This window comes from Burkholderia sp. LMG 13014, assembly GCF_905232215.1.
GTDB lineage: Bacteria > Pseudomonadota > Gammaproteobacteria > Burkholderiales > Burkholderiaceae > Burkholderia.
In genome coordinates, this window is the sequence record NZ_CAJNKE010000125.1 from 1 (window position 1) to 13048 (window position 13048).

Consider the following 13048-nt stretch of genomic DNA (forward strand, 5'->3'; position numbering starts at 1 on the left):
GCGGGGGGGGGGCGGCCGGCACCCGGCCCCCCGCGGAGGGTGTTACACGAGCCCCGTCGTGTAGTACACGGCGATCACGAAGAACACGGCGAGCGTCTTGATGATCGTGACCGCGAAGATGTCGCGATACGACTCGCGGTGCGTGAGGCCCGTGACCGCGAGCAGCGTGATCACCGCGCCGTTGTGCGGCAGCGTGTCCATGCCGCCGCTCGCCATCGCGACGACCCGGTGCAGCACGTCCAGCGGGATATTGGCGACCTGCGCACCCTTGATGAACAGATCCGACATCGCGGCGAGCGCGATGCTCATGCCGCCCGACGCCGAGCCCGTGATGCCGGCGAGCGAGCTGACCGACACGGCCGCGTTGACGAGCGGGTTCGGAATGCTCTTCAGCGCATCGCCCACGACCAGGAAGCCCGGCAGTGCGGCGATCACGCCACCGAAGCCGTATTCCGACGCGGTGTTCATCGCGGCGAGCAGCGCGCCGCCGACGGCGGCCTTCGAGCCGGCCGCGAAGCGATCGCTGACGCGCTTGAACGCGGTCAGCACCACCAGCACGATGCCGAGCAGCAGCGCGGCCTCGACCGACCAGATCGCGACGACCGTCTTGATCGACGCCGTGACCGGCGCGTGCACGCCCGGCAGCACGTCCGGCGCGACCGTGTACGACGCGGCGCCGTACCACTGCGGGATCAGCTTCGTGAACGCGAAGTTCGACACGCCGACGAGGATCAGCGGCAGGATCGCGAGTGCGGGATTCGGCAGCGACGTCGTCTCGACGCGTTCCGGCTCGTTGACGAGCGACGTGCCGTAGCCTTCGCCCTTCGCCATCGCCGAGCGGCGGCGCCATTCCAGGTAGCTGAGGCCGACGACGATGATGAACAGCGAGCCGATCGTGCCGAGCGCCGGTGCGGCCCACGCGGTCGTCTTGAAGAACGTGGTCGGGATGATGTTCTGGATCTGCGGCGTGCCGGGCAGCGAATCCATCGTGAACGAGAACGCGCCGAGCGCGATCGCGCCGGGCATCAATCGTTTCGGAATGTTGCTCTGGCGATAGAGCTCGGCCGCGAACGGATAGACCGCGAACACCACGACGAACAGCGACACGCCACCATAGGTGAGCAGCGCGCACACCGCGACGATCACCGCATTCGCACGCGAGCGGCCGATGTAGCGGATGGCTGCGTGGACGATCGACTCGGAGAACCCGGAGAGTTCGATCACCTTGCCGAACACCGCGCCCAGCATGAACACCGGGAAATACAGTTTGACGAAGCCGACCATCTTCTCCATGAAGATGCCGGAGAAGACCGGGGCGACGGCGGCGGGGTCGGTCAGGAGCACCGCGCCGAGCGCGGCGATCGGCGCGAACAGGATCACGCTGTAGCCGCGATACGCGGCAAACATCAGGAACGCCAGCGCGGCGAGGACGATCACGAAAGACAAGGGAGTCTCCTAATGGCTTTGGTTGTTGTTCGATCGCGCGATGCGCCGCGGACCGGCTCAGGTTCGTGCAGGTTTCGTGCCATCGGCCGGATTGCGCCGCCGGACATGGGTCCGCCGGAGACCGGGGGGCCCGCGCCGGTCGTTGTCTGACGATTCTACATAAAACGTCTCCATCCGGAGACGAAATGGCCGTCCGGCCAGCCCGTGGAATCGGGCAGGGCTTTCCCGGACAACGCATCGCGGCGTGTCTCCGAAGTGAGATAATCCGTCTCGATCCGGAGACAACCGGTCGAAAATACACGGAGACGAAGACACGATGATGAACGACTGGGCCCGCCTGCCCGTCAACTACGGCGACGTGCTGCGGCGCGCCGCCGAGTCGCTGTTTCGGACCTTCGAGGATTCGAGCGCGGGCACGGTGGTCGTCGATCGCGATGCGCGCGTCGTGTGGATGAACGAGCGGTACGCGGCGCGCTTCGGTTTCGCCGATCCGCAGCAGGCCGTCGGCCTCGACTGCGAGGCCGTGATCCCGAACAGCCTGATGCGCGAGGTCGTGTCGACCGGGCAGCCGATCCTGCTCGACATCATGGAGACGGGCCGCGAGCCGCTCGTCGTCACGCGCTTGCCACTGAAGAACGAGGCCGGCGAAACGGTCGGCGCGATCGGTTTCGCGCTGTTCGACCAGTTGAAGACGCTCACGCCGATTTTTTCCCGCTACGCGCAGCTTCAGCAGCAACTGATCGCGACGCAGCGTTCGCTCGCGCAGGCGCGCCGCGCGAAATACACGTTCGCGAGCTTCGTCGGCACGAGCGCCGCGAGCCTCGAAACCAAGCGCCAGGCACGTCGCGCCGCGCAGGTCGATTCGCCGGTGCTGCTGCTCGGCGAGACGGGCACCGGCAAGGAACTGCTCGCGCATGCGATCCACGCGGCGTCGGCGCGTGCACTCCAGCCGCTCGTGACCGTCAACGTCGCCGCGATTCCCGACACGCTGCTCGAAACCGAATTCTTCGGCGCGGCGCCCGGCGCGTACACGGGTGCCGATCGCAAGGGGCGCGTCGGCAAGTTCGAGCTGGCCGATCGCGGCACGCTGTTTCTCGACGAGATCGGCGACATGCCGCTGCCGCTGCAGGGCAAGCTGCTGCGCGTGCTGCAAGACAAGGAATTCGAGCCGGTCGGTTCGAACCGGATCGTACGCGCGGACGTCCGGATCATCGCTGCCACGAGCGCCGACCTGCCGGCGCTGGTCGCGGCCGGGCGTTTTCGCGCGGATCTCTATTACCGGCTGAACGTGCTGACGATCCACGCGCCGCCGCTGCGCGAGCGCGCGTCCGACATCGCGGCGCTCGTCTACGCGACGCTCGAGGAACTGGCCGCGCAGCACGGGCGCGCCGCCCATTGCGAGCTGACCGACGATGCGCTGCGGATGCTGTGTACGTATCCGTGGCCGGGCAACGTGCGCGAGCTGCGCAATACACTTGAACGCGCGCTGATGCTGTCGGATCGGTCGGTGATCGACGCGCGTGCACTCGCGCCGTTCCTTGGGCCGGTGCGTGTATCGACGGACGGCGCCGCATCGGCGCAGCGGGCAGCCGTAGCGCCGGCCGAGCGGCGGGCGGGCGAGGTGCCTGCTGCGTCGGCCGCTTCGTATGCCGACGCGTTGGCTGCGTGGGAGCGCCAGTTCCTGACCGATGCGCTGGCGGCCTGCGACGGGAAGGTGGTGGAAGCGGCCGCGCGCATCGGGATCGGCCGCGCGACGCTGTACAAGAAGCTGGCGGCGCTGGGCATCGACCGGTAGGCCGATCGGCACAGCCGACGCGGTCGGACGTGACGCATCGAACAGGAGATCACGATGAAGCAGATCGGCATCGCAGGGTGGCTGACGATGGTGCTGGCGACCACTGCGCTCGCGCAGTCGGGCGACGTCGACGCGCCCGAGGCGCGGCGCAACTGGTACAACGATCCGTTCATCGCGCTGTCGCAGGACGTGGCCGAATGCCCGTTGCCGCTCGGCCCGTGGATGACCCGGGCCGAGATGACGGACGATGCGCATTACCGGGCGGAACGCGGCACCACCTGCTGGCTCGCGCACCGCTGCTCGAAGCCGAACTCGTATCTGTATGACGCACCGATCGCCGACGCGGTGAAGACGCACTTCGCCGGCTCCGATCGGTTGCATGGCACGAGCCTGTGGATCACCGTGCAGCGGCGTTTCATTTACGTCGAAGGATGTGCCGATACGGCGTTCGATCGCCAGGCGTTGCAACGCGAACTCGAGGCGCTTCCGGACGTCGAGCAGGTATTCGTTCGCATCACCGACGATCCGCGCAAGAGCCTGCCGTACAAGGCGCGCGGGCAACCGGGCCGCACGCCGAACTGACGGCGGAAGGGCCGCGCATGGCATACTCGCGACATTCAAAAAAAGGTTGACGGGAAGAACAATGAAACACATGCTTGCGTCGGTCTGTCGGTGGCCTCGGGCGGCCGTCGTGGTGGCTCTGGTTACGGGGCTCGGCGGGTGTGGCGGTGCCGCGCCGCTGTTCACTTCGGACGGGCGCCCGACTACACAGGTGCAATGCACCGGCCGTGACTGGAGCAATTGCACGGACAATGCCCGGGCGATCTGCAACGGGGATTTCGACGTGCTTCAGCAATCGAGCGATGACACCACGCGAAATCTTCTCTTCGCATGCAAGAAGAAGAGCGGTTATTGATCCCGAGATAACCGGCTGGGGAGACCACGATCGGGCGAAGCGTTTTTCTGTTGGCTGAGAGTCATCTATTTTTCACGAATAACCCTCACGGAGTCCCATCCATATGGCGACCTACAGACAACTGACCGCGCAGCTCGAACGGCTTCAGGAAAAGATCGACAAGGAACGCGAAAAGGCGATTGCCGATGCGATTGCCGATATCCGCGCGAAAATCGAGGAATACGACATTACGCCGGAAGAACTCGGGTTTCGTCCGGCAGGAGCGGCCGCTGCCACAGCGAAGCCGAAGCGTACGTCGCCGCCGAAATACCTGAACCCGAAGACGGGCGAAACCTGGAGTGGCCGCGGGCGGTCGCCGACGTGGCTTGGCAAGAACCGCGCGCGTTTCCTGATCAAGGACTGACTCCCGAAAAACCTCACCTTTCGCGTGCTGACTGACGGTGCGAACGGCCATGCGGCCGTCGCACCGTTTTGTTTTTGTGCATTCCCGGTGCGATTCCCTACGGTGTATTGAACTGCGACACCGCGCAATGAACGTATGCCGTTTTGCGAATTCGCCGCGATTCGACGGCATATCGCGGCGAATTCCGGTAAACACACCTGCAATTGCGCAGCACATGCGCATCGGCCTGCGCGATTCTCGCGGTGCACGCGTGCCGTGAATTCCGATCACCGCTCGCGTGTTTGTGGAGGGCGCCGTGCAATTCCCGAAGATACTCACCATAGCTCCTGTAAATCCTCACCTTTGACGAAGCGGCCGCGGCGTCGCGCCGCATGCCTGCGCCGCGAGCGCCGAGCGAATGGGCTCGGCCGGTGCGCGGCGATGTCGGGTCGTGCTCATGTTGCAGGCCCATGGTGCGAGCGTTGATGCGTGTCGAATAGTCGACCGTTCGGCATATAGGCAGCCGCATGCGCTTCGCCTATGCTTGGGGTTCGCGTCGATCGGCGCATGGCCTGTCCGTGCCGCATGCCGATCGAGTCGTCTTTCGTTACCGCAGGGAGCCGATGTGACCGTTCGCCATCTCGATGCGTTGTTCCAGCCCAAGTCCGTTGCGGTCGTCGGCGCGTCGTCGCGCGTGGGCAGTATCGGCGCGATGGTGTGGTCGCGCGTGCTCGACGGCGCATTCCAGGGGCCCGTGTGGCCCGTCAATCCGAAGTATCGTGACCTGCACGGGCATGCGGTCGTGTCCGATGTCGACCGGCTGCCCGCGCCGCCGTCGGTTGCCGTGATCTGTACGCCGCCCGCAACCTGGGCCGGCATCGTGCGCAAGCTGGGCGAGCTCGGCACGCGCGTCGCGGTGATCGTCGGCGAGGCGCGCACGGACGCCGATCGCGCCGCACTCGATCGCACGCTGAAGGCGGCGAAGCCGTTCGTGCTTCGTATCGTCGGGCCGGGCAGCCTCGGCGTGCTGTCGCCTGCGCGGCATGCGCATTTCGGTGCGCCGGCCTATACGGTGCGGTCGGGCGGCGTCGCGTGGGTGTCGCAATCGAATGCGCTGACGAACGCGGTGCTCGGCTGGGCCGATGCGCGGGGCCTCGGTTTTTCGCATGTCGTCGCGCTCGGCGGCGAGTCCGACGTCGATGCGGGCGACGTGCTCGACTATCTCGCGAGCGATCCCGGCACGCGCGCGATCCTGCTCGAACTCGATACCGTGCGCGCCGCGCGCAAGTTCATGTCGGCCGCGCGCGCGGCGGCGCGCAACAAGCCGGTGCTCGCATTGCGCACCGGCCGCGCGGATCCCGGCGACGCGCTCTATACGGCGGCGTTCCAGCGCGCGGGGATGGTGCGTGTCGATGCGCTCGACGATCTGCTCGACGAGATCGAGACGCTCGGCGTCGGCCGCGTCACCGCGCGCGGCGCGGCCACGCTCGTCACGAGCGATGCGGGCGTCGCGAAACTCGCGGTCGATGCGGTGGCCGAGGTGCGCGACGTGCTGGCCGACTGGTCACCCGCGGCCACGTCGGCCGTGTCGGCCGCGCTGCCGCATCTCGCGTCGCCCGGCAATCCGCTGACGCTGGGCGACGATGCGCGCCCCGAGCATTTTGCGGCGGCGATCAAGGCGCTCGCGCCGTTCCCGCAAACAGGCACGCTGTTCGTCGTCCATTCGACCTCACACAGCGCGCCGGCCGATGCGGTTGCGCACACGCTGATCGAAGCGCGGCAGCATGCGCATCGCGGCATCCTCGCGTGTTTCTTCGGCGCGGTCGATGCGGCGACGCGCGATGCACTGCACGCGAACGGCATTCCCGTGCACACCACGCCGCAGCGGCTCGCGCGCGCGTATGCGCGTCTCGTCGACTACAGCCTCGGGCGGCAACTGCTGATGCAAACGCCCGAGGGCACGCCGCCGCAGCCGGCCGAGTGCGTGGCATCCGCACAGGGCGACGCGCGCCGGATGGTCGAAGCGGGCCAGCACGAGCTGACCGGTGAAGCCGCGCTGCGCTGGCTGTCGCATTTCGGCCTGCAGGGCGAGCCGGCCGTCGAGCCGGCCGGCACGAAAGTCGTCGATGTCACGGTCGACATGTACGACGATTCGAACTTCGGCCCGGTGTTTCGCTATGCCGTGCCGCCTGCGGACGGCGTATCGGCGCCGTTCGTCGTCTATGGCCTGCCGCCGCTGAACTCCGTGCTCGCTCGCGCGGTGATGGAGCGCTCGCCGTATGCGCGCAGCACGCCCATCGAGCCGACACTCGACGCGCTGACGGCACTGTCGCAGGTCGTCTGCGACGTGCGCGAAGTCGTTGCGATGTCGGTCACGCTGCGCGTGCGGGCCGACCGCGCGCAGGTGATTGCGCCGCGCATCACGCTGGCCGCGGGGCGCAGCCGGCTCGCGATCATGCCGTATCCGCGCCACCTCGAGCAGACGCTCGAGTGGCGCGGCGAGACGGTGACGATCCGCCCGATCCGTCCGGAAGACGAGGCCGCGCACAATGAACTGCTCGGCGCGATGACGCCGGACGATTTGCGGATGCGTTTCTTCGGCGCGGTGCGCAGCTTCGATCATTCGCAGGTGGCGCGCATGACGCAGATCGATTACGACCGTGAGATGGCCTTCATCGTGTCGTTCACCGATGTGTCCGGGCGGGATCACACGCTTGCGGTCGCGCGCGCGGTTGCGGATCCCGACAACGAGACGGCGGAGTTCGCGATCGCGGTACGACCCGATCAGAAGGGCAAGGGGCTTGGCCGGCTGATGATGGCCCGGATCATCGACTATGCGCGCTCGCGCGGAACCGCATGGATGATCGGCGAGGCGCTGCGCGAGAACTCGGCGATGATCTCGCTGGCGAAGTCGTGCGGTTTTGCCGTGTCGACGACGGAGGAGCCCGGCGTCGTGGGTTTCAGGATGAAGCTGCAGCCGTAGCGTCTGCCGGCACCCCGGCGCGCGGAGACGTTGCATGCCGTGGACGTCTCCGGCCTCCCGGCACGTTGCGGATGTTTACCGTCAGGAATGCAGAGCATTTGAGCCTGTCTCGCGAGCGAAGCAACCACGAACGTGCCGGCGTCTGTTCGCGACGGAAATATCGACGCTCATATGGCGCTGCGAGACGTGTGCCGCTTGCCGCGATATCCATCCCGCGTCGCTGTTTTCTGCAAGGTGTCCACACGCATTGACCGCCGCGTTCCAGCCTCGAAAATTCGAATTTTCCCAAAAGGTGAGACTTTTCGGGATCTGCTGGTGAGCTTATCCGGGAAGGGGGTGGTGAGTCGATACGGGAGCGCTTGGTGAGCCTTCCCGGGAGTGGCTGGTGAGACTCTGCGGGAGGCGTCGGTGAGCCTTTCCGGGGCGCCTCGGTGAGGATCTGCGGGAGGTGTCGGTGAGGACATCCGGGAGGCTTGGGTGAGGCTTTCCAGGAGCCTTGGTGAGCTTTTTCGGGAGGCACAGGTGAGTGCTTGCGGGATGCCAAGGTGAGACTTTTCGGGAGCATCCGGACGCACGGCTCCCATCCGCGCAGCGCCGGCCAGGGCCGGCGTCACGCAGTGGGGCGGGCACGCATGAACCGTGCCCGCGGTTACCTTCAGGCAGCGAGTTTCGACGCCGCGTCGTTCACCTGATCGCGCGAAATCGCGAGTTCCTCGAGGTGCGGATCGGCATAGACGGCGCCGGTTTCGCGCTCGAGGCGGGCGATCGTCAATGCGCAGCGCGCGGTGTCCTTCGGCATCGCGATGAAGCGCTTGACCGATTCGCCGGACGTGAACGCGTCGAACAGCGCACCGCGCACGTCGTCCGGAAGCGTCTTGGTCCACTGGTACGGCTTGCCGTTGAACGTGATCGACGGCGGCAGCGTGCGTTCCTTCTTGGTCGCGGTGATAAGCCCGTAGGTGCGGGCCGCGTCGCCGATCTGGTCGGGCGAAAACAGCTCGTCGGGCGTGATGTCGAACTGCTCGATGTAGTTCTCGATCGTCTGCATTGCGGTGGCACGATCGTCGCGCTTCTTCTGTGCGCGCGCGACGATATCGCGCAGCTCGTCCGCCTCTTCGGGCGTGATCGTGAAGCTTGCCTGCTTCTGCTGAAGTTCGGAGAAACGCTGGAATTCTTGATCGTTCAGAAGTTTGGCCATGACATCCATCGGACACGACGGCCGCGACAACCGGCCGCCGTAGTTTTTGAGAGGGCCGCTATTTTAGCGTAGCGCGGAGGGCGCACGATCTGGCACCGTGCGCCGCGTCGCGCACCGGTGTTGCGCGCGACCGGGGCCGACGCAATGGCGCCGTATCCGGTGCGCTCCGCCGGGCCTGCGCGTCAGCAGGTCTCGTCGCGGCTCATCGACAGAAGGGCGGCCGTGTCGCGCAACCCTTCGACGACCGTGTCGACGGACGGTGCCATGTGCGCATCGATCCGGCGCATGTACGGGCACGTCAGCACCGCGATCGCATGGCTGGACGGCCCGAGGATCGGCGCGGTCAGGTCGGTCACACCGTAGGCCTGGCGGCTGTCCTGGCGCAGGAAGCCGGTCTGCCGGATGGACTGGCACGCATACGCGAGTTCCTGCTCGTTCAGCGGCGCTTCGCCTTTGACCTTGCGATGCTCGGCGAGCATGTGCGCGCGCTGCTCGGCACCCTGGAACGACAGCATCACGCGCCCCGATGCCGAATCGGCGAGCCCGACGCGCGAGCCGAGCCGGACCGAGACGCCCCACGAGCCGGGCCCGTCGACCTGCGCGATCACGAGCAGATTGCCGCGATCGTAGACGGACAGGTGGCACGACTGCTCGGAGGCGTCGGCGAAGCGCTGCATCAGCGGCAAGGCTTCGGCGATCAGCCGGCTCATCGGCGGATGCCGATGCGCGAGCGAGAACAGCTTGAGGCTGAGCGTGTAGCGATCGCCCCCGGTCGAGCGCATCACGTAGCGGCGCGCGACGAGGCGTTCGAGCATCCGGTAGATCTCGCTCGCGTTGCGGCCGAGTTCCTTCGTGATTTCGGTGCGGGTAAGGCCTTCTTTCTGCTCCGACAGGAGTTCGAGAATATCGAGACCCTTGTCGAGCGCGGGTGCGCGATAGCGGTCGATTGCGCCCATCGATTCCCGAGCGTCGCAGCCGGGAATCAGGTCGTTGGTTGTTTGCATTGTCGGTGTGAAGTTGGGGGTGACTGTCGATCGATTGGCGACGCACGCTGACCGATTCTGCAACACGCTTGTGTCGAGCCCGCGTGTGGCGACGAACGCCATCCGTTTGAGCTTAACAACAAACATTTAGTGTGCAATGCAGCGTCTTTTTACCGATCGTTACCAGATAAGAACGGATCAATTCGCTTTCAGGATGACAGGGAAGCCCCGAATACCCGGTATTCATGACAGGTGGCACCGGTTCAAGGTTTTCGAAAGGAAAGGGCGGGCGGCACCGTCCGCGATGCTGCGCCGCAGCGTCGGCGGGCGCACCAATAGTCGGTATCCGTCGCGGGTCATTTCACGGCGCGCGGCCGATGGTACAAAGGCTGGCGGGCCAGCGACGGTGCGGCCGCGCGTGAAGCCGGCCGGTACGGGCCGGACCATGTCGCGGGTGCCGGGCCGTCGTCGCCGATGCGCAGACCGGCGGCTGCCCGTTCGATGTGCGCCGTACTTCTGTGCGGCGCCACGATCGCTGCGCCCGCGCGACCCTCGCGCGTCGAACGGCATGCCGGATTCGGCGCCGACGCGCGCAATCGACGATCGACAATCAGTCCGGCGCGCGGCCGTGAAGGGCCGCGTCGGCCGGTATCCTGTCCCATTCGACAACAGAGGTTGAGCACGATGAAACTGCTTCGCTATGGCCCGTCCGGCCAGGAAAAGCCCGGTATTCTCGACGCGGACGGCCGGATTCGCGACCTGTCCGCACATGTGCCGGACCTGTCCGGCGATGTGCTGTCCGACGCGGGTCTCGCGCGGCTGCGCGCGATCGATCCGGCCACGCTGCCGCTGGTGGCCGGCGAGCCGCGCATCGGCGCGTGCGTCGGGCAGGTCGGCAAGTTCATCGGCATCGGCCTGAACTATGCCGATCACGCGGCCGAAGCCGGCATGCCGGTGCCGAAGGAGCCGGTCGTGTTCGGCAAGTGGACGAGTTCGATCTGCGGCCCGAACGACGGCATCGATATTCCGAAGGGCTCGGTCAAGACCGACTGGGAAGTCGAGCTGGGTGTGGTGATCGGCGCGGCCTGCAAGGACGTCGACGAAGCGCGCGCGCTCGATTACGTCGCGGGCTACTGCGTCGTCAACGACGTGTCCGAGCGTGAATGGCAGATCGAGCGCGGCGGCCAGTGGGACAAGGGCAAGGGCTTCGACACGTTCGGCCCGATCGGCCCGTGGCTCGTCACGCGCGACGAGGTGCCCGATCCGCAGCGTCTCGACCTGTGGCTCGAAATCGACGGCCACCGCTATCAGAACGGCAACACGCGCACGATGGTGTTCACCGTCGCGCAGCTGATCGCCTATCTGTCGCGCTGCATGACGCTGCAGCCGGGCGACGTGATCACGACCGGTACGCCGCCGGGTGTGGGCATGGGCATCAAGCCGTCGCCGGTGTTCCTCAAGGCCGGCCAGATGGTGCGCCTCGGGGTCGAAGGACTCGGCGAGCAACTGCAGCGCACGCGCGACGCGCGATAGCTGCGCACCCGGCGATCCCGTCGAACGACCGCCGCCGGCGGTCGTCGGGCGCCGGATACCGATGGTTCAAAGGCAAGGGCCCGATTCCGCACTGCGCGGAATCGGGCCCTTGGCATAGGTACGCAAGCGCGATTACACGATGTTGTCGAGTTCGCAGTGCGCTTCCAGCCGATAGCCGTCGGGATCGACGACGAACGCCGCGTAGTAGCCGGGGCCGTAGTGTTTGCGCTTGCCGGGCTCGCCGTTGTCCTGGCCGCCGTGCTCGAGCGCGGCACGGTAGAACGCGTCGACTTCAACCGGCGATGCGGCCTTGAACGACAGGTGCAGCCCCGACTCGGGATCGGCGGCAATGGGGCGAGCCGCATGCTGCAACCACAGCTCCGGTTCGGTCGTGCCGTACCCGATGGAGCCGTCGTCGCTGTACAGCCGTTTGTAGCCGAGCGCGCCGAGCGTGCTGTCGTAGAACGTCCGGCTGCGGCCGATGTGTGCAACACCGAACGAAAGGTGATCGATCATCTGTGGCTCCTTGGACTGAAGAAGGACGTCGGTGCGGCAATCCTGCTTATAACCACCATGCCAGCCGCTTGTAGCGGAGTGCGCCGAGTGTGCGGTCGTAGAACGCGCGGCCGCGGTCGTTGTGGACAACACCGGACGAAAGGCGATCGATCATCTGTGGCTCCTTGAACTGAGGCGGGTGTCAGTGCAGCAAACCTGTTTATAACTACCATGCTGGTTATGTTAGGAAGCGCCCGTGGGCTTGTCAACCGGCATGGTGGTTAGATACGATCCGGACATGAGCGATACGCAACCTTCCGTCACGATGGACTGCCTGATTCCGGCGCCGCCCGAAACCCTGAGCATCGATTTCGCGAACACGCTGTACTGGCGTGGCAGCGATCCGCCGACGGAAACCTTCGGCTCGATGGACGACCTGCTGGCGTGGTGTCGGGCGCAGGCCGGCGTGCCGGCCGACCTGGCGCAAGCGTGCCGCGCGCGCGGCGAAGAGGCGGGTGGACCGGCGATGCTGGCGCGCGCGCTCGCATTGCGCGAGGCGCTGTACCGGCTCTTTCATGCGCAGGCCGAGCAGCGCGAGCCGCAGGCCGACGATCTTGCCCTGCTCGGCGGTTTTCTGGCGGAAGCGGCGCCGCGCGTCGCGCTGGCACGCATCGATGGCGGCTATGTGTGGCGGGTTGGAGCGGCGGGTGCAACGCTCGCGGGGCTGCTGAGCCCGGTACTGTGGTCGGCGATCGACCTGCTCGGCGGTGTGCGGCTCGCGAAGGTCAAGCGTTGCGCGAACGACGCCTGCCAGTGGCTGTTCATCGATGACAGCAAGAACGGCAGCCGCCGCTGGTGTTCGATGTCGTCGTGCGGCAATCGCGCGAAGGCATATCGCCACTATCACAAGGCCGACTGACGGTCGGCTCGGTCACTGCACGGCAGCCGGCCCTACTTCACCGACAACTTCCGCCACAGCGTCGTCTTGCTGATGCCGAGCATCGCGCATGCGCGGTCGCGGTCGCCGCCGCATGCGTCGAGTACCGCGCGGATCTCGTCGGCTTCCGCGCGACGGCGGCGCGCGTGCAGCGTCTGCGCATCGTCGGCGTCGGCCGTATCGGGTGGCGCCGCGAACAGCTCGGGCGCGATCGCCTGCAGCGCGTCGGGACCGAGCGTGCCGCACGCGGCGGCCGGATCGTTTTCGTCGGCTTCCTCGGCCAGCTCCACCGCGATCCGCTCGATCACGTTCTGCAGTTCGCGCACGTTGCCGGGCCACCGGTAGCGCGCGAGCGCAGCCTGCGTCGTGCCGAGCACGCG

12 protein-coding genes are annotated in these 13048 nt (G+C 66.6%); 7 read left to right on the forward strand and 5 right to left on the reverse strand.

All coding sequences use genetic code 11. The features are described 5' to 3' along the window. Nucleotides 1-42 precede the first annotated feature (42 nt). Nucleotides 43-1446, reverse strand: a complete 1404-nt coding sequence (locus JYJ84_RS15395; RefSeq protein ID WP_122948269.1) for a GntP family permease — start codon at nt 1444-1446, stop codon at nt 43-45. A gap of 316 nt (nt 1447-1762) precedes the next feature. Here JYJ84_RS15395 and JYJ84_RS15400 point away from each other — a divergent pair, with 316 nt between their 5' ends. The 5 genes from JYJ84_RS15400 to JYJ84_RS15415 all read left to right on the forward strand — a co-directional run bounded on the left by JYJ84_RS15400 (nt 1763) and on the right by JYJ84_RS15415 (nt 7522). Then, nucleotides 1763-3241 (forward strand): sigma-54-dependent Fis family transcriptional regulator, encoded by a 1479-nt coding sequence (locus JYJ84_RS15400; protein WP_122948268.1) that lies wholly within the window; start codon nt 1763-1765, stop codon nt 3239-3241. 54 nt (nt 3242-3295) lie between these two features. Then, nucleotides 3296-3823, forward strand: a complete 528-nt coding sequence (locus tag JYJ84_RS15405) for a BON domain-containing protein (RefSeq protein ID WP_122948267.1) — start codon at nt 3296-3298, stop codon at nt 3821-3823. Between the two features lie 61 nt (nt 3824-3884). Beyond that, nucleotides 3885-4157, forward strand: a complete 273-nt coding sequence (locus JYJ84_RS37815) for a hypothetical protein (RefSeq protein ID WP_122948266.1) — start codon at nt 3885-3887, stop codon at nt 4155-4157. Nucleotides 4158-4260: 103 nt separating this feature from the next. Continuing rightward, the gene (locus JYJ84_RS15410; RefSeq protein WP_122948265.1) at nt 4261-4560 is read left to right on the forward strand and encodes an H-NS family nucleoid-associated regulatory protein; all 300 of its coding nucleotides are present in this window, start codon (nt 4261-4263) and stop codon (nt 4558-4560) included. Between the two features lie 604 nt (nt 4561-5164). Next, complete coding sequence (locus JYJ84_RS15415) at nt 5165-7522, forward strand: GNAT family N-acetyltransferase (RefSeq protein ID WP_122948264.1); 2358 nt, start codon at nt 5165-5167, stop codon at nt 7520-7522. 655 nt (nt 7523-8177) lie between these two features. Here the strand turns inward: JYJ84_RS15415 and JYJ84_RS15420 are convergent. Both JYJ84_RS15420 and JYJ84_RS15425 read right to left on the reverse strand, forming a co-directional pair. Beyond that, entirely contained in the window at nt 8178-8729 is a 552-nt protein-coding gene (locus JYJ84_RS15420) for a hypothetical protein (protein ID WP_122948263.1), read from the reverse strand. A gap of 173 nt (nt 8730-8902) precedes the next feature. After that, the gene (locus JYJ84_RS15425) at nt 8903-9724 is read right to left on the reverse strand and encodes an IclR family transcriptional regulator (RefSeq protein WP_122948262.1); all 822 of its coding nucleotides are present in this window, start codon (nt 9722-9724) and stop codon (nt 8903-8905) included. 663 nt (nt 9725-10387) lie between these two features. On the opposite strand from JYJ84_RS15425, the gene JYJ84_RS15430 reads away from it, so the two are divergent. Further along, nucleotides 10388-11236 (forward strand): ureidoglycolate lyase, encoded by an 849-nt coding sequence (locus JYJ84_RS15430; RefSeq protein WP_122948261.1) that lies wholly within the window; start codon nt 10388-10390, stop codon nt 11234-11236. 132 nt (nt 11237-11368) lie between these two features. On the opposite strand, the gene JYJ84_RS15435 is transcribed toward JYJ84_RS15430, so the two are convergent. Beyond that, nucleotides 11369-11752 (reverse strand): VOC family protein, encoded by a 384-nt coding sequence (locus JYJ84_RS15435; protein ID WP_122948260.1) that lies wholly within the window; start codon nt 11750-11752, stop codon nt 11369-11371. Between the two features lie 277 nt (nt 11753-12029). On the opposite strand from JYJ84_RS15435, the gene JYJ84_RS15445 reads away from it, so the two are divergent. Then, on the forward strand, nt 12030-12650 hold the full coding sequence (locus JYJ84_RS15445; RefSeq protein ID WP_236027543.1) for an ABATE domain-containing protein: 621 nt from the start codon (nt 12030-12032) through the stop codon (nt 12648-12650). A gap of 32 nt (nt 12651-12682) precedes the next feature. On the opposite strand, the gene JYJ84_RS15450 is transcribed toward JYJ84_RS15445, so the two are convergent. Continuing rightward, on the reverse strand, nt 12683-13048 hold a 366-nt coding region (locus tag JYJ84_RS15450; protein ID WP_275890722.1), incomplete at its 5' end, for a helix-turn-helix domain-containing protein.